17 protein-coding genes are annotated in these 23945 nt (G+C 72.3%); 7 read left to right on the plus strand and 10 right to left on the minus strand.

The window, feature by feature from the left end:
- Positions 1-2: 2 nt before the first annotated feature.
- Positions 3-185: a hypothetical protein gene (locus C9F13_RS12000; protein WP_108446510.1), complete on the plus strand. Its 183-nt coding sequence runs from the start codon at positions 3-5 to the stop codon at positions 183-185.
- A 99-nt stretch (positions 186-284) separates the two neighbouring features.
- Here C9F13_RS12000 and C9F13_RS12005 read toward each other — a convergent pair whose 3' ends face one another.
- The 3 genes from C9F13_RS12005 to C9F13_RS12015 form a co-directional block, all read right to left on the minus strand.
- Complete coding sequence (locus C9F13_RS12005; protein ID WP_108446511.1) at positions 285-884, minus strand: DUF938 domain-containing protein; 600 nt, start codon at positions 882-884, stop codon at positions 285-287.
- A 34-nt stretch (positions 885-918) separates the two neighbouring features.
- Entirely contained in the window at positions 919-1986 is a 1068-nt protein-coding gene (gene rluF, locus C9F13_RS12010; protein WP_108446512.1) for a 23S rRNA pseudouridine(2604) synthase RluF, read from the minus strand.
- A 129-nt stretch (positions 1987-2115) separates the two neighbouring features.
- Complete coding sequence (locus C9F13_RS12015; protein WP_108446513.1) at positions 2116-2583, minus strand: YchJ family protein; 468 nt, start codon at positions 2581-2583, stop codon at positions 2116-2118.
- Positions 2584-2741: 158 nt separating this feature from the next.
- On the opposite strand from C9F13_RS12015, the gene C9F13_RS12020 reads away from it, so the two are divergent.
- Complete coding sequence (locus C9F13_RS12020) at positions 2742-5570, plus strand: cation-translocating P-type ATPase (protein ID WP_108446514.1); 2829 nt, start codon at positions 2742-2744, stop codon at positions 5568-5570.
- Between the two features lie 8 nt (positions 5571-5578).
- On the opposite strand, the gene hrpB is transcribed toward C9F13_RS12020, so the two are convergent.
- Complete coding sequence (hrpB, locus tag C9F13_RS12025; protein ID WP_108446515.1) at positions 5579-8098, minus strand: ATP-dependent helicase HrpB; 2520 nt, start codon at positions 8096-8098, stop codon at positions 5579-5581.
- A gap of 194 nt (positions 8099-8292) precedes the next feature.
- On the opposite strand from hrpB, the gene C9F13_RS12030 reads away from it, so the two are divergent.
- Positions 8293-9663: an NCS2 family permease gene (locus C9F13_RS12030; protein WP_108446516.1), complete on the plus strand. Its 1371-nt coding sequence runs from the start codon at positions 8293-8295 to the stop codon at positions 9661-9663.
- On the opposite strand, the gene C9F13_RS12035 is transcribed toward C9F13_RS12030, so the two are convergent.
- Positions 9650-10333 carry a TetR/AcrR family transcriptional regulator gene (locus tag C9F13_RS12035; protein ID WP_108446517.1) on the minus strand — a complete coding sequence of 228 codons (684 nt, stop codon included), beginning with the start codon at positions 10331-10333 and terminating at the stop codon, positions 9650-9652. The two genes, C9F13_RS12030 and C9F13_RS12035, sit on opposite strands and share 14 nt — an antisense overlap.
- A gap of 182 nt (positions 10334-10515) precedes the next feature.
- On the opposite strand from C9F13_RS12035, the gene xdhA reads away from it, so the two are divergent.
- The 4 genes from xdhA (at position 10516) to guaD (ending at position 16744) form a co-directional block, all read left to right on the plus strand.
- Positions 10516-12012: a xanthine dehydrogenase small subunit gene (gene xdhA, locus C9F13_RS12040; protein WP_108446518.1), complete on the plus strand. Its 1497-nt coding sequence runs from the start codon at positions 10516-10518 to the stop codon at positions 12010-12012.
- Positions 11996-14449, plus strand: a complete 2454-nt coding sequence (gene xdhB / locus C9F13_RS12045; RefSeq protein ID WP_108446519.1) for a xanthine dehydrogenase molybdopterin binding subunit — start codon at positions 11996-11998, stop codon at positions 14447-14449. The genes xdhA and xdhB overlap by 17 nt, the downstream gene beginning before the upstream one ends.
- The gene (gene xdhC / locus C9F13_RS12050; protein ID WP_108446520.1) at positions 14446-15348 is read left to right on the plus strand and encodes a xanthine dehydrogenase accessory protein XdhC; all 903 of its coding nucleotides are present in this window, start codon (positions 14446-14448) and stop codon (positions 15346-15348) included. The genes xdhB and xdhC overlap by 4 nt, the downstream gene beginning before the upstream one ends.
- A 64-nt stretch (positions 15349-15412) precedes the next feature.
- Positions 15413-16744: a guanine deaminase gene (guaD, locus tag C9F13_RS12055; RefSeq protein WP_108446748.1), complete on the plus strand. Its 1332-nt coding sequence runs from the start codon at positions 15413-15415 to the stop codon at positions 16742-16744.
- A gap of 123 nt (positions 16745-16867) precedes the next feature.
- Here the strand turns inward: guaD and C9F13_RS12060 are convergent, their stop codons facing one another.
- From C9F13_RS12060 to C9F13_RS12080, 5 genes are read right to left on the minus strand one after another with little or no spacing between them, the layout of a single operon-like run.
- Positions 16868-17863: an adenosine deaminase gene (locus C9F13_RS12060; RefSeq protein WP_108446521.1), complete on the minus strand. Its 996-nt coding sequence runs from the start codon at positions 17861-17863 to the stop codon at positions 16868-16870.
- 27 nt (positions 17864-17890) lie between these two features.
- Complete coding sequence (gene cydC / locus C9F13_RS12065; protein ID WP_108446522.1) at positions 17891-19633, minus strand: thiol reductant ABC exporter subunit CydC; 1743 nt, start codon at positions 19631-19633, stop codon at positions 17891-17893.
- Complete coding sequence (cydD, locus tag C9F13_RS12070; protein ID WP_108446523.1) at positions 19626-21350, minus strand: thiol reductant ABC exporter subunit CydD; 1725 nt, start codon at positions 21348-21350, stop codon at positions 19626-19628. The genes cydC and cydD overlap by 8 nt, the downstream gene beginning before the upstream one ends.
- Position 21351: 1 nt before the next feature.
- On the minus strand, positions 21352-22353 hold the full coding sequence (gene cydB / locus C9F13_RS12075) for a cytochrome d ubiquinol oxidase subunit II (RefSeq protein WP_108446524.1): 1002 nt from the start codon (positions 22351-22353) through the stop codon (positions 21352-21354).
- A gap of 3 nt (positions 22354-22356) precedes the next feature.
- The gene (locus C9F13_RS12080; RefSeq protein ID WP_108446525.1) at positions 22357-23766 is read right to left on the minus strand and encodes a cytochrome ubiquinol oxidase subunit I; all 1410 of its coding nucleotides are present in this window, start codon (positions 23764-23766) and stop codon (positions 22357-22359) included.
- Between the last annotated feature and the right edge of the window lie 179 nt (positions 23767-23945).

Consider the following 23945-nt stretch of genomic DNA (forward strand, 5'->3'; position numbering starts at 1 on the left):
TGATGCCTCGAACGCTCATCGTCACCGCCGCCCTCGCCCTGCTGGCCGGCTGCACCACCTACACCTGGGAGGACGGCCGCCGGGAGACCGTGTGGGGCGTGCCCGCCGAGGACGAGACCATGACGCGTGAGGAGCGCGAGGCCCAGGGCGTGGAGTATCGGATACCCGGCGAGTTGCCTGAGTAGCGCCCGCGGCCGAATCCTGACGCCGGGCCCTTGCGATGAGCTCTGGCGACTAGCCCTTGCGATGGGCTCTTGCGACGAGCCCTTGCGAGAGCAGCGGCGCTAGGCCCGCCGGAAGACCAGGCTCAGGTTGTTGGCGGGCATCTCCACCGTCCGCTCGAGCCCGAGGCCGCGCGCCGCGGCCGCCTCGACGACCGTCTCCAGGTCGCGAATGCCGAAGCGGGGGTCGCGCTGTCGCAGGTCGGCGTCGAAGGCGGCATTGCTTTGCGCCGTGTGCCACCCTTCGCGCTTGAAGGGGCCGTAGAGGAAGAGCACGCCGCCGGCGGGCAGGCAGCGTTCGGCGCCGTCGAGCAGCGCCTCGCCGACCGCCCAGGGCGCGATGTGCAACAGGTTGATCGCCACCACGCCGTCGACGGGGCCGGCCGGGCAGTGCGCGGTCACGTCCAGCGCCAGGGGCGGGAGCAGGTTGGCAAGCCCCGAGTGAGACCGCCAGGCCTCGATGGAGCGGCAGGCCTGGGGGCTCGGGTCGCTGGGCTGCCAGGTCCAGCCCGGCATCGCCCCGGCGAAGTGGACGGCGTGCTCGCCGCTGCCACTGGCCACCTCCAGCACCCGGGCGTGCGCCGGCAGCACCGCCTGCAGCACCTCGAGGATCGGCTGGCGGTTGCGCGCCGCGGCGGGGCTGTGGCGTCGTTCGTCGCTCATGACGGTCTCCTGTTCGGGCGGCGCCTACCGGCGGTCACTTCTTGGCCCGGGCCTTGCGCGCGGCGTTGCCGGGCTTCTGGCGCTGGCCGGTCGCGCGGCCCGGCTGCGACGCGCCCTTGCCCTTGACCTTGCGACCGCCCGGGGCCGGCTTGCCACCCTTGGCCTGGCGGGGCGGCGCCTTGCCGGCGGCCTTGGCCCCCTTGGCCGGCGCACCGCCCTTGCCTGCCCCTGCCTTGCCTGCCCCTGCCCTGGCCGGCTTGCCGCCCTTGGCGGGCGCGCCTTTTTTGGCCGACGCCCCGCGCTTGGCGCCCTGGCCGGCCGGCTTGCCCGGCGCCTTCGCTTTGGCCTTGGGCTTGCTCTTGGCCGGCGCCTGGGCCTGGGAAGAGGAGTGCTCGGTCTCGGCCAGGATCGTCGCCACCTCCTGCTCGGTCAGGTCGCGCCAGTCGCCCAGCGCCAGTCCCTTGAGCGTCACGTTCATGATGCGGACGCGCTCGAGCTTGACCACCTCATAGCCGAACACCTCGCACATGCGCCGGATCTGGCGATTGAGCCCCTGCACCAGGGTGATGTTGAAGACGAAGCGCGACTCCCGGACCACCCGGCAGGGCTTGGTGGTCTGGCCGAGGATGCGCACGCCGCCGCTCATCCCGGCGAGGAAGTCGTCGGTGATGGGCTTGTCGACGGTGACCAGGTACTCCTTCTCGTGGTGGTTGCTCGCCCGGAGGATGCGGTTCACCAGATCGCCGTTGTTGGTCAGGAAGATCAGGCCCTGGGAGTCCTTGTCGAGGCGCCCGATGGGGAAGATGCGCGCGCCGTGCTTGACGAAGTCGACGATGTTGGCCTTCTCGCTGGACTCCGTGGTGCTGACGATGCCGACCGGCTTGTTCAGGGCGATGAAGACCAGGTCCTCCTCCTCCAGGGGCTCGACCACCTGGCCGTTGACCTTGACCACGCTGCCCGGATAGACCTGGTCGCCGGTGGTGGCGCGCCGGCCGTCGATGGTGACGTTGCCCTGCTCGATGTAGCGGTCCGCATCCCGTCGGGAGCACATCCCGCTCTCGCGGATGTACTTGTTGATGCGCTTCGAGAAATCTTGGGCCATGGGATCACTACCGGGCTTGGGTGGATGAAGGGACAAGGCCGTGGCGACACGGCCGCTGGCCGGGCAGTGTAAGGGCTGCCCCGCCCGGCGGCCAGCCGTGACATGCCGGTCTGACCGAGAGCGTGGCGATCAGCGAAGGCCGCAGCAGGCCTTGAACTTGCGCCCGCTGCCGCAGGGGCAGGCGTCGTTGCGACCGGGCTTGAGCCGAGTCACCGAAGGCTCGCCGTCGAGGTAGAACCAGCGCCCTTCCTCCTGCACGAAGCGCGAGGCCTCCTCCAGCACGCCCCAGCGCCGCCCCTCCTGGAAGGTGGCACGAAAGTGCACCCGGCCGCGATCGCCCTGCTCCTCGTGATCGAGGATCTCCAGGCGTACCCAGCGGGTGGCGTCGTCGCTCGGCAGGCTCGCAGGCCGGGTGCTCGGGTGCCAGGTCTCGCGCAGGTAGTCGGTGAGGTCGAGGGCGAAGGCGCTGAAGCGCGAGCGCATCAGCGCCTCGGGGCTTGGTGCCGGCTCGCCGCGATGATAGCGGCCGCAGCACTCGGCGAGGGCGCGCCGGCTGCCGCAGGGGCAGGCCGAATCGGGGCGCGTGGCACAGGTCATGGCGGGTCTCCCGGGAAATGGCGCCATTGTGCCATCTCGGGCGGCGAGGTTCCCGCCCCCGCGACGGACGGGAACCTTGACCGCGACTACCGCACTGCAGCATAGAGTGTGGTACACCTGTCAGGGCAGCCCCACACGCCCACGCAAGGAGGACAAGGATGAGCCGCCACGCCCCCGCCCACGACCGCCCCTGGCATGCCCTCACGCCCGAGGAGGCGCTGTCGGCCCTCGACGCCACGCCGGAGGGGCTCTCGGAATCTGAGGCCCGCGAGCGCCTGGCGCGACACGGGCCGAACCGGCTCCAGCAGGGTCAGGGACGGCCCGCCTGGCGGCGCCTGCTCGGGCAGTTCAACAACCTGCTGATGCTGATCCTGCTGGTCGCCGCGGCGGCGAGCCTAGGCCTCGGCCACGGGGTGGACGCCGTGGCCATCGCCGGGGTGGTGCTGATCATCGCGCTGATCGGCTTTCTCCAGGAGGGCAAGGCCGAGCAGGCGCTGGAGCGCATCCGCGACATGCTCTCGCCTCGCGCCCAGGTGCTGCGCGACGGGCACCGCCACGAGGTCGATGCCGAGGCACTGGTCCCCGGCGACATCGTGCTGCTGGAGAGCGGCGATCGGGTGCCCGCCGACCTGCGCCTGCTCGAGGCCAAGCGGCTGCGCCACGAGGAGGCGGCGCTGACCGGGGAGTCGACCCCGGTGGACAAGACGATCGACGCGGTCGGCGAGGAGAGCGAGCTGGCCGAGCGTGGCTCGATGGCCTATGCCGGCACCCTGGTGGTCCAGGGCAGCGCCCGGGGGCTGGTGGTGGCGACCGGCGAGCGCACCGAGATCGGGCGCATCTCCGAACTGCTGCGCGGGGTCGAGACGCTCAGGACGCCGCTGCTGCGTCAGCTCGACCGCGCCGGGCGCGTGCTGGGGCTGATCATCACGGCCCTGGCGCTGCTGACCGCGGCCTTCGGGGTGCTGGTGCATGGCGAGCCGCTCGGCGAGATGTTCATGGCCGCCGTGGGCCTGGCCGTGGCCGCCATCCCCGAGGGCATGCCGGCGATCGTCACCATTGGCCTGGCGCTGGGCGTGCAGGCCATGGCCCGCCGGCACGCCATCATCCGCCGGCTGCCCGCGGTGGAGACCCTGGGCTCGATCTCCACCATCTTCTCCGACAAGACCGGCACCCTGACCCGCAACGAGATGACCGCCCGGGCGATCCGCCTGCCCGAGGCCGAGATCCGCCTCACCGGCAGCGGCTTCGCCCCCGAGGGGAACCTTCACGAGGTGCGCGAGGGCGAGGCCCTCGACGCGCCCCTCGACCTCGACGCCCACCCCGCCCTGCGCCACTTCCTCGAGGTCGGCGTGCTCTGCAACGACGCCGAGCTCGCCCGGGACGAGGGCCGCTGGCGCATCCACGGCGATCCCACCGAGGGCGCCCTGGTGGTGGCCGCCGCCAAGGCCGGCCTCGCCACCGGCAAGCTGCGCGACCACCACGACCGCCACGACGCCATCCCCTTCGAGTCCGAGCGCCAGTACATGGCCACCCTCCACGCGGTGGACGGCGAGCCGTGGCTGCTGGTCAAGGGCGCGCCGGACCGCCTGCTGGAGCGGTGCCACCGGGTGCGCACCGAGTCCGGCGACGCCGCCCTCGATCTTGAGGCCTGGCAGGCGCACCTGCACGCGCTCTCGGCCCAGGGGCTTCGCGTGCTGGCCCTGGCGGAGAAGCGGGCCGAGGGCGTCGATGAGCTGGCCGATGAGCATGCCGAGGACGGCCTGGTGCTGCTGGGGCTGGTGGGGCTGCAGGACCCGCCCCGGGACGAGGCCGTGGCGGCGGTGAAGGACTGCCTCGCCGCCGGCATCCGCCCGGTGATGGTGACCGGCGACCACGCCGTCACCGCCCTGGCCATCGCCCGCCAGCTCGGTTTCCGGCACACCGAGCGGGCGCTCTCGGGGCGGGAGATCGAGGCGATGTCCGACGCCGAGCTGGAGGAGATCATCCTCGACGTCGACGTCTATGCCCGCGCCTCCCCGGAGCACAAGTTGCGCCTGGTCACCGCCATGCAGGCCCGGGGCGGGGTCTGCGCCATGACCGGCGACGGCGTCAACGACGGGCCGGCCCTCAAGCGTGCCGACGTGGGGGTGGCCATGGGCGTGCAGGGCACCGAGGCGGCCAAGGAGGCCGCCGAGATGGTGCTCGCCGACGACAACTTCGCCACCATCGTCGGCGCCATCCGCGAGGGGCGTAAGGTCTACGACAACATACGCAAGACCATCACCTTCCTGCTGCCCACCAACGGCGCCCAGGGGCTGGCGATCCTACTCGCCGTGCTGGCCGGGCAGGTGCTGCCGGTCACGCCGCTGCAGGCGCTGTGGGTCAACATGGTGGTCGCGGTGACCCTGGGCCTGGCGCTGGCCTTCGAGCCCGGCGAGCGAGACCTGATGCGCCGCCGCCCCCGGGACCCGGACGCTCCGCTGCTCGACCTCTTCCTGCTGTGGCGGGTGGTGTTCGTCTCGATCCTGCTGCTGCTCGGCGTGTTCGGGATCTTCTCGTGGCTCTTCAACGGCCAGGGCGAGAGCCTCGCGCTGGCCCGCGCCGCGGCGGTCAACATGCTGGTCACCGGCTGCGCCGCCTACCTGATCAACAGCCGCTTCCTGCACCGCAGCAGCCTCTCCCTCCAGGGGCTCTTCGGCAGCCGGCCGGTGTGGCTCGCCATCGCCCTGGTGATGCTCCTGCAGCTCGGCTGGACCTACCTGCCGCTCCTGCAGCGCGTCTTCGGCAGCGCCGCCCTGGGGCTCGACCACTGGCTGGCGATCCTCGCCGTCGCCGTGGCGATCTTCCTGGCGGTGGAGCTGGAGAAAGGGGTGCGGCGACGCCTGTACCGCCGGCGCCACGCCGAGTCGCATCGCGGCCTCGCTCCCGGCGAAACCGAGGGCGAAAAGGAGAGCGACCGGGAGACGCCGGACAGCACGCCGGAAGAGGAGCGCGCCGAGGCGCGCTGAGGCCGGGCTCAGCCGCGCCGCTTGGTGCGGGCGGTCGCCTCGGCGGCGAAGGGATCCTCCGGCCAGGGATGCTTGGGGTAGCGGCCGCGCATCTCGCGGCGCACCTCGGGGTAGCCGTTGGCCCAGAAGCTCGCCAGATCGGCAGTGACCTGCAGCGGCCGCCGCGCCGGCGAGAGCAGGTGCAGGAGCACCGGCTCGCGGCCGTCGGCGACCCGCGGCGAGCCCTGCCAGCCGAAGCACTCCTGCAGCTTGACCGCGAGCACGGGCGGCTGGCCCTCGAGGCACGGCCGGTAGTCGAGCCGGTGGCTGGCGCCGCTCGGCACCGCCAGGCGCGGCGGCGCCAGTTCGTCGAGGCGCGCGCGCAGCGGCCAGGGCAGCGAATCGACGAGGATGCGCGACAGCGGCAGCTTCTCCACCGCGTCGAGGCGGGTCACGCCTTCGAGGTAGGGGCCGAGCCACGCCTCCAGGGTCTCGCGCAGGGCCGGCATTGACCAGTCCGGCCACGCCTCCTCACCGTCGTCGTCACGATTCAGGGTTCGGCGCAGCAGCGCCACCCGCCCGCGGAGCTGCTCGGTCTCCTCACCAAAAGGCAGCCGCTCGCGGCGCCGCAGGGCCGCGAGCAGGGCGGCCTTCACCGCCTCCGGCGGCAGCGTCTTGAGCGGCCGGCGCTCGAGCACCACGCCGTCGAGCCCGCGCACCTGCTCGCCGAGTATCCGGCCCTGGGCGTCGGACCACTCGAGGCTCGCCCGCCACTCGCGGGTCTCGGGATAGAGCGCCTCAAGCCGCTCCGGCGCCAGCGCCACGGCGCGAAAGATGCGCGCCCCGCTCGCCTCGCCGTCGAGCTCGGCGGCCACCAGCAGAGGCGCATGGGCCAGGGGGTGCGCCTCGGGCAGGGTCGCGAGCGTCCCGCCCGCCAGGCGAAAGCGGCCGGGCTCGAGGCGCTGCCCGATGCGCTCGGGATAGGCCAGCGCCAGAAGCTCGCCGAGCGGCGCCAGGTCGATCCTCTTCCCCTCATCGAGCTCGACGCCGGCGATGCGCGCCAGGCGCTGCGCCTCCCGGAGCCACGGGCGATGGTCCTTCGGTGCGGCCAGCCGCGCGGCCAGCGCCCGCTCCAGGTCGCGCTCCTGGTCGAGATCGCGCCCCTCCAGGGCCGCCACCAGGGCACAGGCCAGCGGCCGGGCCTCGAGCTCGGCCGAACGTTCCAGCATCACCGCCAGGCGCGGATGGGTCGGCCAGCGCACGCAGGCGCGGCCCAGGGCGGTGAGGTGGCAGGCGGCGTCCAGCACGCCGAGGCGCGCGAGCAGCGCCCGCCCGGCCGCCAGGGCCCCGGCGGGCGGCGGCGTCACCCAGGCAAGCTCGCCCGGCTCGGTGATGCCCCAGCGGGCCAGCTCGAAGGCCAGCGGCGCGAGGTCCGCCTGGCGGATCTCCGGCTCGCCATGGGGCACCAGCGGCTGCTCCTCGGCCCACAGTCGCACGCAGCGTCCCGGGCCCTGGCGCCCGGCGCGGCCGCGGCGCTGATCGGCGCTCGCCCGGTTGACCCGGCGGGTCTCGAGCCGGGTCAGGCCGGTGCGCGGCTGGAAGACCGGCACCCGCTCCTGGCCGGCATCGATGACCAGGCGCACGCCGTCAACGGTGACGCTCGATTCGGCGATGGCGGTGGCGAGCACCACCCGCCGCCGGCCCTCGGGGTCCGGGCGCAGGGCGCGCCGCTGGGCCTCCAGCGGCAGGCGGCCGTGCAGCTCCATGACGGCGAGTTCGGGCGCGCGGCCCGCGAGCTCCCGGGCCAGGCGGCGGATCTCGCCCACCCCGGGCAGGATCACCAGGGCATCGCCCGCCCCCTCCTCACCCGGGAACGTCTCATCCAGCGCCTCGTCCAGTGATTCAAGGAGCGCCGCGACCTGTTGGCGGGCGGCGTCCTCACGGGGGCGCAGCGGGCGATGGCGGGTCTCGACGGGAAAGCTGCGCCCCGGGCAGTCGATCACCGGCGTGGCCTCGCCGAGCACGCCCAGCAGGGCGTCGACGTCCAGGGTCGCCGACATCACCAGCAGGCGCAGGTCGTCGCGCAGGCCCTGCTGGGCATCGAGGGTCAGGGCGAGCCCCAGGTCGGCCTCGAGGCTGCGCTCGTGGAACTCATCGAAGATCACGCCCTCCACCCCCTCGAGCATGGGATCCTCCTGGAGCATGCGGGTCAGCACGCCCTGGGTGACCACCTCGAGGCGGGTCCTCGGCCCCACCCGGCTCTCGCCGCGCATGCGATAGCCCACCGTCTCGCCGACCCGCTCGCCCAGCGACTCGGCCATGAAGCCGGCGGCGAGGCGCGCCGCCACCCGCCGCGGCTCCAGCAGCAAGAGCCGGCCCCCACGACACCAGTCGGCGTCGAGTAGCGCCAGCGGCACCCGGGTGGTCTTGCCGGCGCCGGGCTCGGCGACCAGCAGCGCCCGCGACCGGGCGGCCAGGGCGGCCTGGATCTCGTCGAGTCGCGCCTCGATGGGCAGGGCATCAGGGGAAGGGGGGGCAACGCGGTTCATGAAGTCACTCTGGTATACCGCCCGCACCCCGGGGCCTCTGGCCTTCGCGGGGCGACGGGCGTCGTTGAAAGTCGAGTCGAGCGGCCGGCTTGCGGGCATCCGCCGCCGGCACTAGGCTGGCTCCTGGCAACTTGACCGATAGGTCAGGAAGTGTCAGCGTCAAATTCCCGTACACAACAACAATAGGTTCCGGTATGCAACCAAGCTCCACGACCCGCGCCGACGGGCGCGCTTCCTCGGCCTCCGGCGACGGCCTGTCGCGCCTCGACCGCTGGTTCGGCGTCAGCCGCCGCGGCTCGACGCTGAAGACCGAGTTCCTGGCCGGCATCGCCACCTTCCTCGCCGGCATGTACATCATCGTGGTCAACCCGGCGGTGCTCTCGGACGCCGGCATCCCCTTCTCCGCGGCGCTCTCGGCCACGGTGCTGATCAGCTTCATGAGCAGCCTGGCCATGGGGCTCTATGCCCGCAACCCGATCCTGGTGGCGCCGGGCATGGGCATGAACGCGCTCTTCACCTATACCCTGGTGCTGGGCGCCGGCCTCTCCTGGGAGGTGGCGCTGGGCTGCGTCTTCTGGTCCGGGGTGATGTTCGCGGTGCTGGCGATGTTCAACGTTCGACGCGCGATCATCGAGGCGATCCCGCTGTCGCTGCGCTACGCCATCACCTGCGGCATCGGGCTCTTCATCACCTTCATCGGCCTGCAGAACGCCGGCTTCATCGTCGGCAGCGACGCCACCCTGGTGACCCTCGGCAACATGGACGCGAGCCTCGCCACCTTCTTCCTCGGCCTGGTGGCCACCGGGGTGTTCGTGATCCTGCGCTTCAACGGCGCCCTGATCATGGGCATCGCCCTGACCACCCTGCTCGCCGCGCCCATGGGTCGGCTGTGGGGCGAGGAGGTGATGGTGGCCTGGAACGGCCTGGCCGCCTGGCCCGACTTCAGCGCGGTGATGCGGGTCGACATCCTCGGCGCCCTCAAGGTCGCCTACCTGCCGTTCATCTTCGTGATGCTGTTCACCAACTTCTTCGATGCGCTCTCCTGCTTCATGGCGCTGTCGGAGTCGGCGGACCTCAAGGACAAGGACGGCAACCCGCGCAACCTCAAGCGCTCGATGACAGTGGATGCCTTCGCCTCGATGATCGCCGCGCCGCTCGGCACCAGCGCCGCCCAGACCTTCATCGAATCCGGCGCGGGCGTCGCCCAGGGCGGACGCACGGGCCTCGTGGCCGTGGTCATCGCCCTGCTCTTCCTGCCCTTCCTGTTCCTCTCGCCGCTGCTGTCGCTGGTGCCCGGCATCGCCACCGCCCCGGCCCTGGTGCTGGTGGGGCTCTTCATGATGGCGCCCATCGCCAAGATCGACTGGGCCCACTTCGACCAGGCGCTGCCGGCCTTCCTGGCGATCATCCTGATGCCGCTGACCTACTCGATCACCCTGGGCATCGCCTTCGGCTTCATGAGCTTCGTGCTGATCAAGGCCGCCACCGGGCGGATCCATGAGATCAAGCCGGCGATGTGGGTCTCCGCGGCGCTCTCGGTGCTGATGCTGCTCACCGCCCAGTGAGCGAGACCGGGTCCTCGCCGCGGGCCGCGGGGTGCTTCACCCCGCAGCCCTTGATGACCACCCGGGTCAGGAAGGCGGTGATCTGCTCCAGATCGTCGTCGTCGAGCGCCTCGCGGCCGGTGATGCCCAGCACCTGGGCCTCGAAGTCGGCGTAGTGCTGGGTGGAGGACCAGATCAAAAAGATCAGCCACACGGGGTCGACCGGGTCCATCAGACCCCGGTCGGCCCACTCACGAAACACCGCGGCACGGCTCTGCACCCAGTCGCGCAGCTCGCCGCGGAGGTACTCCTGCAGGAAGGGCGCGCCGCCGAGGATCTCGCTGGCGAAGAGCCGCGAGCCCTCGGGGTGGCGGCGCGACATCTGCATCTTGGAGCGGATGAAGGCGGCGAGCACCTCGGCCGGATCGTCCTCGGCGGAGATATCGTCGAGCATGGCGTTCCAGCGCTCCATCATCCGCTCCAGCAGGCGGACATAGAGCGTGCGCTTGCTGCCCATGTAGTAGAGGACGTTGGACTTCGGCAGGCCCGCCACCTCGGCGATCGCCTGGAGGCTCGCGCCCCGGTAGCCGTGCCGGGCGAAGACCCGCTCCGCCGCCGCCAGGATCGCCTGCTCGTTACGCCGGCGGATGGCGCCGCCTTCCTGCTCGCTGGGGTGTTCTGCCTTGGCCATGGGCCCTCGCTGCTGTCGACCGGGACGTGTCGGCCCTGAGCTTGCCTGAGAGGCGCCCCACAAGGCAATTCGCGCCGTCTCTGGACGAAAAGTGTCGGCGGAACTTGTCAAAGCTGACCATATGGTCAAGAATCAAGGTATTCCCTGATGTTTCGGCCATGACAACCACAACGGAGCCGACCATGATCGACTTCCACCTCAACGGCCGGCGCCAGCGCTGTGCCGACGTGCGCGCCGACGAGAGCGTGCTCGAACTGCTGCGCACGACCCTCGGCCAGACCGGCACCAAGGAGGGCTGCGCCTCCGGCGACTGCGGGGCCTGCACCGTTGCCATCGGCGAGCCGGACGCCTCCGGCGAGTTCGTCTATCGCAGTGCCAACGCCTGCATCACCCCGGCCCACCAGCTCCAGGGCTGCCACCTGGTGACCGTGGAGGGGCTGGCCGAGGGCGAGCGGCTGCACCCCGCCCAGGCGGCGATGGTCGACTGCCATGGCAGCCAGTGCGGCTTCTGTACCCCGGGCATCGTGATGTCGCTGTTCACTCTCTATGAGGAGCAGCGCCGAAATGGTAACGAGCCCCCCGCCCCGCTGACCCAAGCGCGCCTCGAAGCGGCCCTCGGCGGCAACCTCTGCCGCTGCACCGGCTACCGGCCGATCCGCGAGGCGGCGCTCGCCATGGGCGACTACCCGCCGGCCGACCCCGCCTGGCTCACCGATGCCACCCTCACCCAGCGCCTGGACGACCGGGCCGTCGCCGCCGTCGCCGCCGACACCGCCGAGACCGGCCACTACGCGGTGCCCCGGAGCCTCGAGGCGCTGCGAAAGCTCAAGGCCGAGCGGCCCCAGGCCCGGCTGGTCGCCGGCGCCACCGACCTGTGGCTCGAGACCACCCAGCAGCTCAAGGCGCTGGAGGATCTCATCGACGTGCGCCGGGTCGCCGAGCTGAACGCCATCGAGGAAACCACCGAGGGCTGGTGGATCGGCGGCGCGGTGACCCTCGCCCGGCTGATGCCGCTGCTGGCCACGCCCTACCCGGCCTTCGAGCACCTGCTGCACCGCTTCGCCTCGTCCCAGATCCGCCACCGCGCAACGCTGGGCGGCAACATCGCCAACGCCTCACCGATCGGCGACACCCCGCCGGTGCTGCTGGCCCTCGACGCCCGGCTGCGCCTGGACGGCGCCCGGGGCGCGCGGGAGCTGCCCCTGGCCGACTTCTTCCTCGACTATCGGAAAACCGCGCTGGAAGCCGACGAGTTCATCGCCGCGGTGTTTCTCCCACGCCCCAAGGCGGATCACTGCCTCAAGGTATGGAAGCTCTCCAAGCGGCGCGAGGACGACATCTCGGCGGTGCTGGGCGCCTTCGCCTGGCGTCTGGAGGAGGGCGTGATGCGCGACGTCCACCTGGCCTTCGGCGGCATGGCGGCGATCCCGCGCCGCGCACCGGCCGCCGAGGCCGGCCTGGAGGGTCGCGCCCCCGACGCCGCGGCCTTCGCCGCCGCCCGCGCGGCGCTGGCCGAGGAGCTCGCGCCGATGAGCGACGTGCGCGGCAGCGCCGAGTACCGCCGCCTCGCCGCCGGCAACCTGCTCGAGCGGCTGCGACTGATGATCGCCGCCGACCATGCCACTGCCGACGACACCCATTCCGCGACCCAGGTGACCCTCGATGCGTACGCTCACTGACATTCCCCAAGACACCTCACGGCGGAACCAGGGCGACGCGCCGCTGGCCCGCGAGACCGTCGCGGCCCGGGGCGGCGCCGGCAGCGCCCGCGCCCACGAGAGCGCCATCAAGCACGTCACCGGCCGGGCCGCCTACATCGACGACCTGCCGGTCCCGCGGGACTGCCTGCACGTGGCGCTGGGCCTCTCGCCGGTGGCCCACGGCCGGCTGACCCGCCTCGACCTCGAGAAGGTCAAGGCCGCACCCGGCGTGGTGGACGTGATCACGCTCTCCGACGTGCCCGGCCACACCGATATCGGCCCGGTCTTCCCCGGCGACCCGCTGTTCGCCGATGACGAGATCAGCTACGTCGGCCAGTGCCTGTTCGCCGTGGCCGCCGAGAGCCATCGCGCCGCGCGCCTGGCCGTCCAGCTCGCGGTGGTCGAGATCGACGAGCGGCCGGCCTGCCTGGATCCGGTCGCCGCCGCCGAGCGCGGCGAGGTGGTGCGTCCGTCCCACACCCACGAGCGCGGCGACTGGCAGCAGGCGCTGCGCGAGGCGACTTATGTGCTGGAGGGCGAGCAGTTCGTCGGCGGCCAGGAGCACTTCTACCTGGAGGGCCAGGCCTGCCTCGCGCAGCCCACCGAGGACGAGGGGGTGCTGGTCTACACCTCCAACCAGCACCCCAGCGAGACCCAGAAGCTGGTCGCCGAGGTGCTCGGCATCCCCTTCCACGCGGTGACCATGGAGACCCGGCGCATGGGCGGCGGCTTCGGCGGCAAGGAGACCCAGGCCTCGCCCTGGGCCTGCATCGCCGCCCTCGTCGCCCGGCGCACCGGCCGGGCCACCAAGGTGCGCCTGCCCCGGGCCGAGGACACCCGCGCCACCGGCAAGCGCCACCCCTTCCACAACCGCTACCGGCTCGGCGTCGACGAGCAGGGCGTGCTGACCGGCGGCGAGATCACGGTGATCGGCGACTGCGGCTACTCGCCGGACCTGTCCGATGCCATCGTCGATCGGGCCATGTTCCACGCCGACAACGCCTATTCGCTGGGGGCCGCCCGGGTCACCGGGAAGCGCGCCCGCACCCACACCGCCTCCAACACCGCCTTTCGCGGCTTCGGCGGCCCCCAGGGCATGATGATCATCGAGCGGGCCATGGACGACATCGCCCGCCACCTCGGCGAGGACCCGCTGACCATCCGGAAGCGCAACCTCTATCGCGCCACCGACCCGGACGGCACGTCCCGCGACGTGACCCACTACGGCCAGCGGGTCGAGCAGCTCTCGCTGCTGCAGGACATCGTGTCCCAGCTCGAGGGGAGCAGCGACTACTGGGCCCGCCGGCGCGAGATCACCGCCTTCAACGCGCGAAGCGCGATCATCAAGCGGGGCCTCGCCCTGACGCCGGTGAAGTTCGGCATCTCCTTCACCGTGCAGCACCTCAACCAGGCCGGCGCCCTGCTGCTCGTCTACACCGACGGCAGCGTGATGATCAACCACGGCGGCACCGAGATGGGCCAGGGCCTGCACACCAAGGTGTGCCAGGTGGTGGCCCGGGAGCTCGGCCTCGACCTCGAGCGGGTGCGCATCAGCGCCACCCGCACCGACAAGGTGCCCAACACCTCGCCCACCGCCGCCTCCAGCGGCGCCGACCTGAACGGCCAGGCCGCTCGGGACGCCGCCGTCAAACTGCGCGAGCGGCTGTTCGACTTCGCCGCGGGCCACTTCGACCGCGAGGCGGGCGGGCTCGACCGCGAGAGCATGCGACTGGAAGACGGCCAGCTGGTGGCCGGCATCGGCGAGGCCGAGCGGCGCATCCCCTGGGGCGAGCTCGTCCAGGCGGCCTACCTGGGGCGGGTCTCGCTCTCCGAGAAGGGCTTCTACGCCACGCCGCTGATCCACTACGATCGCGCCACCGGCCGCGGCCGCCCCTTCTACTACTACGCCTACGGGGCGGCGGTGGCCGAGGTGGAGGTCGACACCCTCTCCGGCGAGTACCGGGTCAGCCGCGCCGACATCCTCCACGACGTCGGCGACTCCCTGAACCCGGCCATCGACATCGGCCAGATCGAGGGCGCCTTCGTCCAGGGCATGGGCTGGCTGACCAGCGAGGAGCTCAAGTGGAACGACGCCGGCCGGCTGGTCACCGACGGCCCGGCCACCTACAAGATCCCGGCCTTCGGCGACCTGCCCGAGACCTTCAACGTCGCGCTGCTCGAGGGCCACCCCAACTCCCAGGCCAGCATCTACCGCTCCAAGGCGGTGGGCGAGCCGCCCTTCATGCTGGCGATCTCGGTGTGGTCGGCGCTGCGCGACGCCCTGGCGAGCCTCGCCGACTACCGGGTCAGCCCGGCGCTCGACACCCCGGCCACCCCGGAGCGGGTGCTGATGGCCGCCGAGGCCCTGCGCGCCCGCCACGAAGCGCGGCCGGTGAGCCGGGAGGAGCCCGCATGAGCGCCGCGGACACCCGACCGGAGCCCTGGCACGCCGCCCTGCATCGCCTGCAGCGCGAGGGGCGGCCCCACGTGCTGGCGACCCAGGTCACCAGCGCCGGCTCCACGCCCCGGGAGCCCGGCGCGCGCATGGTGATCACCGCCGACGCCGTCTATGACACCCTGGGCGGCGGCACCTTCGAGTGGCAGACCATCGAGGCCGCCCGGGGACGCCTCGCCGGCGTCGACGGCCGCGTCGAGGCCGGCATGAGCCTGGAGGCCTTCTCGCTGGGCGGGCGCAGCGGCCAGTGCTGCGGCGGCTTCGTCAACGTGCTGCTCGAGGTCTTCCCCGGCAGCGCCGCGACCCTGGCGATCTTCGGCGCCGGCCACGTGGGCCAGGCGCTGGTGCGCCTGGCCGCCCCGCTGCCCTGGCGGCTGCTGTGGCACGACAGCCGCGAAGGCGCCTTCCCCGAGTGGGCCGCCGAGACGCCACGGCTCGAGTGCCGCCCGGCGCCCGACCCCGCCGCGGCCGTGGCCGCCCTGCCCCCCGGGACCCACGCCCTGGTGCTGACCCACGATCACGCCGAGGACCGCGCCCTGGTGGACGCCCTGCTCGCCCGCGGCGACACGGGCTCGCTGGGTCTGATCGGCTCGCGCAGCAAGTGGGCGAGCTTTCGCCGCCGGCTGGGCGAGGCCGGCCACGACGAGGCGGCGCTCGCCCGGGTGCGCTGCCCCATCGGCACCGCGGCCGGCGGCACGGGCGGTGACAAGACGCCCTACGCCATCGCCCTGGCCGCCGTCGCCGAGCTGCTGCCGCTGATGGCCAGCGAGGCGCGCCCCGATCAACGCGGCCTCGACCCGGCAAAGCTGCGCGCGGCCCTGGGCGATCGCCGGCGCGAAGATCCGCACGCGCCGGCCTGACGCCGACCGTCACGACCCTTTCACGACTCCCGACACGAGCCCCGACGAGATGAGCCTCGATGTGATGACTCCCGACACTTCGCGCGTGCTGCGCGCCGACCTGCTGAGCTTCGATGCCGACCCCGGCGAGGGCGACACACCCGCCGCGGGGAGCGTGCGCCATCTCGAGGATGGCGCCCTGTGGATCGAGAACGGCCGCATCCGCGCGCTGGACACCTGGGCGCGGCTGGCCCCCGAGCTGCCCGAGGGCCTTGTGGTGGAGGACCATCGCGGCAAGCTGATCGTGCCCGGCTTCATCGACAGCCACGTGCACTACGTGCAGCTCGAGATCATGGCCTCCTGGGGCCGCCAGCTGCTCGACTGGCTCAACGACTACACCTTTCCCGAGGAGTGCCGCTTCGCCGCCCACGAGCACGCCCGGGCCCAGTCGGCGGCCTTCCTCGACGAGATGCTGCGGGTCGGCACCACCACCGCCCAGGTGTTCTGCTCGAGCCATCCGGCCTCGGTGGACGCCTTCTTCACCGCCTGTCGCGAGCGCGGCCTGCGCATGCTCGCCGGCAAGGTGCTGATGGACCGCCACGCCCCCGAGGCGCTCTGCGACGACACCCGGGGCGGCATCCGCGACAGCGAGCGGCTGATCGCCGACTGGCACGGCCGGGACCGGCTCGGCTACAGCCTGACGCCGCGCTTCGCGCCCACCTCCACCCGGGCCCAGCTCGATGCCACCGGTGGGCTCTTGCGCACCGACCCGAGCCTGTGGCTGCAGACGCACCTCGCCGAGAACACCGGCGAGCTCGACTGGGTGGCCGAGCTCTTTCCCGACTGCCGCGACTACCTCGAGGTCTACGAGACCTCGGGGCTCGTCGGCCCGCGCAGCACCTTCGCCCACGGCATCCACCTCGACCAGGAGATGCGCGGACGCCTGGCGGCGCGGGGCGCCAACCTCGCCTTCTGTCCGAGCTCGAACCTCTTCCTGGGCAGCGGCCTGTTCGACCGCCTCGCCGCCCGGGAGGCCGGCCTCGCCGTCAGCTACGCCAGCGACGTGGGCGGCGGCACCGACCTCTCGGGCCTGGCCACCCTCAAGGCGGCCTACCAGGTCGGCCAGCTGCGTGGCCAGCCGCTCACCGCCTGGCAGGGCTTCTACGGGCTGACCCTGGGCAACGCCCGGGCGCTCTCCCTGGACGACCGCATTGGCCGGCTCGCCCCGGGCATGGAGGCGGATTTCGTGGTCCTCGACCCCGCCGCCACCCCGCTGATGGCGCGGCGCACGGCCCGCAGCCAGAGCCTCGCCGAGACGCTCTTCGCGCTGATGATGCTCGGCGACGACCGCACCGTGGCCGAGACCTGGAGTGGCGGTCGCCGCCAGCACCGGCGCGACGCCCCGGCGCCCACCTGATAGTAGTGAAGGCTTCTCCGAGGCCGACGAGACGCATGATACGAAGAACCCCGGCCATGCCGGGGTTCCATGCGTTGGCGTGAGACCAAGGGGCCAGACGGCCAGCCAGGGGCCGGCGGGGCCTCAGCGCGTCTCGGCGAGCCGATGCAGCAGTTCCTGGCGACGCTCGTCGCTCATGAAGGCGGCCTCGAGGGCATTGCGGGCGAGCCCCGTGAAGGTCTCCTTCGACCAGCCGAAGGCCTCGTGGCAGGCCGCGAAGTTTTGCAGCATGCCGCCGCCGAAGTAGGCGGGATCGTCGGAGTTCAGCGTCAGCGTCAGGCCCGCCTCGAGCAGCTGCGGCAAGGGGTGGTCGGCCATGCGCTCGACCACCCGCAGGCGCACGTTGGAGAGCGGGCAGACGGTGAGCACCACCCGCTCGTCGCGCAGCCGGGCCACCAGCGTCGGGTCCTCCAGGCAGCGCACGCCGTGATCGATGCGACAGACGTCCAGCAGGTCCAGCGCCTCGCGGATGTAGGCGGGCGGCCCCTCCTCCCCGGCATGGGCCACCCGGGGAATGCCGAGCTCCCGGGCGAAGCGGAACACCGCGGCGAACTTCTCCGGCGGATTGCCCTGCTCGGCACTGTCCAGGCCCACGGCGTCGAGCATCTCCCAGTAGGGGGCGGCGCTTTCCAGCACCTGCATGGCCTCCTCGGCCGGCCGGTCGCGCAGGAAGGCCAGGATCATCGCGCTGGACACCCCGAGCTCCCGCCAGGCCTGGCGGCGCGCCCGGGAGAGGCCCTCCATCACCACCGGCAGCTCGACGCCGCGCGCCAGGTGCGCCTGGGGGTCGAAGTGCATCTCGACGTGCACGACGCCCTCGGCGCTGGCGCGGCGAAAGTAGTCCATCGCCAGGTCATGGAAGTCCTCGGCGGTGCGCAGCACGCTCATGCCCTGGTAGTAGAGGTCGAGGAAGGACTGCAGGTCGGCGAAGTCGTAGGCCGCGCGGACCTCCTCCACCGAGCCGTAGGGCAGGCGGATGCCGTTGCGCTCGGCCAGGGAGAACATCAGCTCGGGCTCCAGCGAACCCTCGATGTGCAGGTGGAGTTCGGCCTTGGGCAGGCGCCGGAGGAAGTCACGCATGGCATACCTCATGAAAGATCATCGGTCCTATCCTGAAACATCCTGACCATCCGTGCCAAGCACTCCCTCGCACAGGGTCAGGCGTCGATCGATGCCCGGCGGGTCGACGACCTCGCCGAGCTGGTGAACCAGATAGACGACGCTGCGCCCGGAAAGCCACTCGTCGAGGCGGGCGGCCAGGCGCGCCGCGGTGGGCGCATCGAGGCCGGCGAAGGGCTCGTCGAGGATCACCAGGTCCGGCTCGCGCAGCAGCAGCCGCGCCAGGCCGAGGCGCCGGGCCTGGCCACCGGAGAGGCGCCGGCCGCCCTCGCCCACCCGGGTCACGAGCCCCTCGGGCAGCGCCTGCGCCCAGCCGGCGAGCTCGACCATCGACAGCACCCGCCACAGCCGCGCCTCGTCCGCCTCCGGATCGCCCAGGCGCAGGTTGGCGGCCAGGCTGTCGTCGAAGAGCTCCACCCGCTGGGTGAGGCAGGCCACCCGCCGGCGCAGCGCCGCCTCGTCGATCGTCTCGATCGACATGCCGGAGAGGCGCACCCGGCCGGCGCTCGGGATGAGCTGGCGGGTCAGCAGCTGGGCCACGCTCGACTTGCCGGCCCCGGAGGCGCCACACAGCGCCAGGCGCCGGCCCGCGGGCAGCGAGAACGACAGCCCGGAGAGCGCCGGCTGCAGGGCGCCGGGATAGTGAAGGTCGACCGCCTCGAACGAGACGCCGAGGGGGCCGCGAGGCGGCGCCTCGCTCGCCACCCTCGGCACGACGGCGCTCTGGACGCGCGCGGCCTCCAGGGCGTTGAGGCGCTCGGCGGCGGCCCGCGTGGCGCCGAGCCGGGTGAAGGCCATGGGCAGCGCGGCCAGCGCCTCGTTGAGCGCCATCACCGCCAGCGGCATCAGCACCATCACCGGGCCGGACAGCATCCCGGCCTGCCAGGCCAGGGCCGCCAGCAGCAGCACCGCGAGCCAGGTGGCGCCGACAGCGAGGCCCGCCAGGGGCGAGCCCAGCGCCGCGACCCGGGCCAGGCGCCATTGCGCGGCCTGCAGGCGGCGCTCGATGGCGTCGAGCCGCGCGCGATGGGCGGCCAGGCTGCCGTAGGCCTCGAGCTCGGCGAGCCCGCGCAGGTGCTCGAGCAGCCGGCCGCGCAGCGCCTCCAGCGCCTCGACCTGGCCGCGGCTCGCGGCCATGCCGCGCCGCGCCTGGCCCACCGTCAGCCACAGCCAGGCCGACAGCAGCAGCGCAAGCGCCACGAGCCCGGCGCGGGGCAGCCAGAGGGCGAGCAGGCCCGACAGCGCCAGGATCGCCAGCAGCGCCACCGCGGCCGGCGCCACCAGGCGCAGGTAGAGGCCGTCGAGGGTATCGATATCGGCGGTGAGGCGATCGAGCCAGTCGCTGGCGCGCCGACGCGACAGGGTGCGCCCGTCGAGGCCGGCCAGCACGCCGAACAGCCGGCCGCGCAGGTCAGCCAGCAGGCGCAACACGGTATCGTGGTTGTAGAGCCGCTCGACGTAGCGCGCGACGGTGCGGGTGACGGCGAAGAAGCGGATCCCGCCGCCGGGCACGTAGACGTCGAGGCCCGCCGAGAGCCCGGCGGCGAGCGCCAGGCCGGTCAGCGCCGTGGCGGTGATGAACCAGCCCGAGAGCGCCAGCAGGCCGATCCCCGCAGCCACGGTGAGCAGCAGCAGGCCGGCCCCGGCGAGCAGCCGGCCGCGACGACGATCGAGCAGCCGCCACCAGGGGCGCAGGGTGGCGATCAGCGAGGTCTCTCGCGCCTCAGGCATCGGCGGTCTCCCGCGCGGGGGCGGCCTCGAGCGCCAGCCGGCGATCGGCCAGCGCCAGAAGCGCCGGATGGTGGGTGGCGATGACCAGGGTGCGTCCCTCGGCGGCCAGCCGCGCCAGGGCCTCGATCACCCGCGCCTCGGTCCGGGCGTCGAGGCTCGCGGTGGGCTCGTCGAGCAGTACCAGCGGCGCCGGCGAGAGGAACACCCGGGCGAGTGCCAGGCGCTGCACCTGGCCCCCGGAGAGCCCCTCGCCCCGCTCGCCCAGCGCCGTCTCGAGCCCGTCGGGCAGGCGCGCCAGCAGCGCGGCGAGCCCGGCCCGGTCGAGCGCCTCGCGCATCTGGTCGTCACTGGCCTGGGGCGCGGCGAGGCGCAGGTTGTCGGCGAGGCTCCCCTGGACCAGCAGCGGGCGCTGGTCGAGCCAGGCGAAGCCGGCCTCGGCGGCGAGCCGCCGCTCGCCCTCGGTCGGGTCGAGAAAGCCCGCCATCAGCTGCAGCAGGCTCGACTTGCCGGCCCCGGAGGGCCCCGTCACCACCAGCGTCTCGCCCCGCGCGAGGCGCAGGTCCAGGGGCCCGAGGATCCGGCCGCGCCCGGCGTGGGCGACGGTCGCACCCTCGAGCTCGAGCAGCACACCGGGCGACGCGGGTCGCGGGGGCGCGCTTCTCTCGCCGGAGCCCTCGACGGGCCCGGCGCCGCGCCCGGCGTCGGGCGTCTCCTGGAGCAGGGTCACCAGGCCCGCGGCCGCCCCCAGGGCCGCGGCCCGGTCGTGGTAGTGCTGGGCGAGGCTTCGCAGCGGCTGGAAGAACTCCGGCGCCAGCAGCAGCACCAGCAGGCCGGTGAAGAGCGTCAGCTCGTCCGCCGGCCCGTACTCGATGTAGCCCAGCAGCCCGAAGCCGACGTAGATCGCCACCACGGCGATGGCCACCGAGGAGAAGAACTCCAGCACCGCCGAGGAGAGGAAGGCTAGGCGCAGGGTGCGCATGCTGCGCCGCCGGTAGTCGTCGGCCACCGCCTCCACCTCGCGGGTGGCCTGGGCGGTGCGCCCGAAGAGCTGCAGGGTGGTGATGCCGCGCACCCGGTCGATGAAGTGCCCGGCCAGGCGTGCCACGGCCACGAACTGCTCCCGGTTCAGGCGCTCGGCTCCCATGCCCACCAGCGCCATGAACAGCGGGATCAGCGGGGCGGCGACCAGCAGGAAGAGCGCGGCCAGCCAATCGAGCCAGGCGACCACGACGAGGATCGTCAGCGGGATCGCCACCGCCAGCGTCTGCTGGGGCAGATAGCGGGCGAAGTAGCCGTCCAGGGCCTCGACCTGGTCGACCAGACGCTGGGCGAGCCCCGCGCCGTGGTGGCCGGTGAGGCGCACCGGCCCCAGGCGCTCCAGGTGATCGAGCAGCTCGGCCCGAGCCCGCCGGCGGATGCCCAGGCTCGCCGCCTGGCCCGCCACCTCCTGGCCCCACTGGGCCAGCGCCCGCAGGCAGAGCGTGGCCGCGAGGCCCGCCCCCCAGGGGATGAGATCATCAAGCGCTCGCTCGTCGACCAGCAGGGCGCTGATCAGCCCGGCGAGCAGCGCCATCTGGACGATGGTGGCGAGCCCGAACGCCCCGCCGGCGAGCAGCGCCAGGCGATGGTGGCGCCGCTCCCCGGCGGCGAGCCGCGACAGCCACGCCCGGGCCGCGGGCCCGGGTGCGTCGGCGTCGGCCTCGCTCTCGACCCTCACCTCAGTGGTAGCCTTCGCCGGGGCGGACCTTGCCGCGGAACACCCAGTAGGACCAGGCGGTGTAGGCCAGCACGATGGGGATCACGAAGAGCACGCCGATCAGCAGGAAGAGCTGGGAGCCCGGGTCGGAGGCGGCGTCCCAGATGGTGTAGTCCGGCGGCACGATGACCGGCCACTTGCTGACCACGAGCCCCAGGTAGGTGAAGAAGAAGAGCCCCAGGGTGGCGAGGAAGGGCTGCCCCTCGCGGCGCTGGCGGACGGCGCGCCACAGGAGTCCCGCGCAGACGAGCGCCAGGGCCGGGAAGATCCAGATCAGCTGCAGGTGCCCGAACCAGCGCTCGCGCACGGCGCCGTCGACGAAGGGCGTCCAGAGGCTGATGATCACGAACACCCCGAGCACCGCCAGCAGCAGCCGGGGCGCGAGCCGATAGGCCCACTCCTGCAGCGCCCCCTCGGTCTTCAGGATCAGCCAGGTGGCGCCGAGCAGCGCGTAGCCGGCCATCAGCCCCAGGCCCGTGAGCACGCTGAAGGGGGTCAGCCAGTCGAAGGGACCGCCGACGTAGACGAAGTCCTCGACGGGGAAGCCCCGGATGTAGGCCCCCACGACCACGCCCTGGGCGAAGGCCGCCACCGCCGAGCCCCAGCAGAAGGCGCGGTTCCACCAGTGGCGGTTGCGGCGAGACTTGAAGCGGAACTCGAAGGCGATGCCGCGAAAGATCAGCCCGGCGAGCATCAGGAAGACGCCGAGGTAGAGCGCCGGCAGGAACACCGAGTAGACCAGCGGGAAGGCCCCCAACAGCCCCGCCCCGCCGAGCACCAGCCAGGTCTCGTTGCCGTCCCACACCGGCGCCACGGTGTTCATCATCACGTCCCGGGATTCTTCATCCGGGGCGAAGGGAAAGAGGATCCCCACGCCCAGGTCGAAGCCGTCCATCAGCACGTACATCATCACCCCGAAGCCGATGATCACGGCCCAGATGAGACTCAGGTCGAACATGGCCATGGGTCAGCTCCTCCCCGGTTGGCTGGAAGCGTCCTCGAAGGGCACGTGGGAGGCCGACAGCGGTCGCTTGGGCCGCTCGACCTCGCCGTCGTGGGCGGCCTCGGGCAGCATGCCCTGGCGGACCACCCGGGTCAGGTAGTAGACCCCGCAGCAGAAGACCACGGCGTAGACGGCCATGTAGCCGAGCAGCGTGAACAGCGCCATGCCGCCGGTCAGCGAGGGGGTGAGCCCCTCGGCGTGGCTCATCAGACCGTAGACCAGCCAGGGGGCACGCCCGGTCTCGGTGACCACCCAGCCGGCCAGCACCGCGACGAAGGGAGTCACGGTCATCACGCGCATCAGCTGCAGGAAGCCGCGATGCTCATAGACCCGGCCGCCGCGACGCAGCCAGAGGCCGGCCAGCGCCACGGCGATCATCGCCAGGCCCAGGGCCACCATGATCCGAAACGCCCAGAAGACGATCCACACCGGCGGCTGCTCCTCGGGGGGCACCTCGCCGATGCCCGGCACCTCGCCCTCGGCGTCGTGGGTCAGGATGAGGCTCGCGAGGCTCGGGATGCCGATCTCGAGGCGGTTCTCCTGGGCCTCCTGGTCGGGCCAGGCGAACAGCAGCAGCGGCGTGTTCGCACTGCGCTCCCAGTTGCCCTCCATGGCGGCCACCTTGGTCGGCTGGTGCTCCAGGGTGTTGAGGCCGTGGAAGTCCCCCACCACCGCCTGGGTCGGCGCCAGCACCAGCAGCAGCCACAGGCACATGGAGAGCGCCTTGCGGTTGGCCTCGCGGTCGCGGCCGATCAGCAGGTACCAGGCGCTGACCCCGGCCACCACGAAGCCGCCGGTGAGGAACGACGCCAGCACCATGTGGGTGAAGCGGTACGGGAAGGAGGGGTTGAAGATCGCCGCGCTCCAGTCGGTGACGTGGAAGCGCCCCTCGATCAGCTCGACGCCGGCCGGGGTCTGCATCCAGCCGTTGGCCGAGAGGATCCAGAACGAGGAGATGAAGGTGCCAATGGCGACCATGATGGCGGCGAAGAGGTGCACGCCCTGGGGCACCTTGCCGCGGCCGAACAGCAGCACCCCGAGGAAGGCCGCCTCCAGGAAGAAGGCCGTGACCACCTCGTAGCTCAGTACCGGGCCGAGGAAGTTCGACGCCGCCAGGGAGAAGTTGCTCCAGTTGGTGCCGAACTGGAAGGACATGACGATGCCCGAGACCACGCCCATGCCGAAGACCACGGCGAAGACCTTGGTCCAGAACAGCGCCAGGCGATCCCAGGCGGGGTTGTCGGTCTTGAAGAAGAGCCCGTTGAGCAGGGCGATATAGGATGCCAGGCCGATGGTGAACACCGGGAAGATGGCGTGAAAGGCGACCACGAAGGCGAACTGCAGTCGCGACAGCAGCAGGGGATCCAGTTCCATGACGCACTCCTCGTTCCTGCGAAGGACATTCGCAAGGGATGCGCAGGCACTCGTCGTGCTCTTGTACTTGGGGTGCCGCTCGACAACACCCTGTCGCATTCCTCCTCACACCGCTCCCAGACTAGCCGACGAGGGCGATAGAAAGCGCCTATCAAGGCGATGCCCACCGCCGGCGAGCC

Source organism: Halomonas denitrificans, assembly GCF_003056305.1.
Taxonomy (GTDB): Bacteria; Pseudomonadota; Gammaproteobacteria; order Pseudomonadales; family Halomonadaceae; genus Halomonas; species Halomonas denitrificans.

What these genes read in the sequence shown, in the direction of transcription:
- C9F13_RS12080 (WP_108446525.1), bottom strand. Translation starts at nt 23,766, where the DNA reads ATGGAACTGGATCCCCTGCTGCTGTCGCGACTGCAGTTCGCCTTCGTG.
- C9F13_RS12015 (WP_108446513.1), bottom strand. Translation starts at nt 2,583, where the DNA reads ATGACCTGTGCCACGCGCCCCGATTCGGCCTGCCCCTGCGGCAGCCGG.
- C9F13_RS12030 (WP_108446516.1), top strand. Translation starts at nt 8,293, where the DNA reads ATGCAACCAAGCTCCACGACCCGCGCCGACGGGCGCGCTTCCTCGGCC.
- xdhA (WP_108446518.1), top strand. Translation starts at nt 10,516, where the DNA reads ATGATCGACTTCCACCTCAACGGCCGGCGCCAGCGCTGTGCCGACGTG.
- xdhB (WP_108446519.1), top strand. Translation starts at nt 11,996, where the DNA reads ATGCGTACGCTCACTGACATTCCCCAAGACACCTCACGGCGGAACCAG.
- C9F13_RS12020 (WP_108446514.1), top strand. Translation starts at nt 2,742, where the DNA reads ATGAGCCGCCACGCCCCCGCCCACGACCGCCCCTGGCATGCCCTCACG.
- C9F13_RS12035 (WP_108446517.1), bottom strand. Translation starts at nt 10,333, where the DNA reads ATGGCCAAGGCAGAACACCCCAGCGAGCAGGAAGGCGGCGCCATCCGC.
- C9F13_RS12060 (WP_108446521.1), bottom strand. Translation starts at nt 17,863, where the DNA reads ATGCGTGACTTCCTCCGGCGCCTGCCCAAGGCCGAACTCCACCTGCAC.
- cydC (WP_108446522.1), bottom strand. Translation starts at nt 19,633, where the DNA reads ATGCCTGAGGCGCGAGAGACCTCGCTGATCGCCACCCTGCGCCCCTGG.
- C9F13_RS12005 (WP_108446511.1), bottom strand. Translation starts at nt 884, where the DNA reads ATGAGCGACGAACGACGCCACAGCCCCGCCGCGGCGCGCAACCGCCAG.
- guaD (WP_108446748.1), top strand. Translation starts at nt 15,413, where the DNA reads ATGACTCCCGACACTTCGCGCGTGCTGCGCGCCGACCTGCTGAGCTTC.
- xdhC (WP_108446520.1), top strand. Translation starts at nt 14,446, where the DNA reads ATGAGCGCCGCGGACACCCGACCGGAGCCCTGGCACGCCGCCCTGCAT.
- hrpB (WP_108446515.1), bottom strand. Translation starts at nt 8,098, where the DNA reads ATGAACCGCGTTGCCCCCCCTTCCCCTGATGCCCTGCCCATCGAGGCG.
- rluF (WP_108446512.1), bottom strand. Translation starts at nt 1,986, where the DNA reads ATGGCCCAAGATTTCTCGAAGCGCATCAACAAGTACATCCGCGAGAGC.
- cydB (WP_108446524.1), bottom strand. Translation starts at nt 22,353, where the DNA reads ATGGCCATGTTCGACCTGAGTCTCATCTGGGCCGTGATCATCGGCTTC.
- C9F13_RS12000 (WP_108446510.1), top strand. Translation starts at nt 3, where the DNA reads ATGCCTCGAACGCTCATCGTCACCGCCGCCCTCGCCCTGCTGGCCGGC.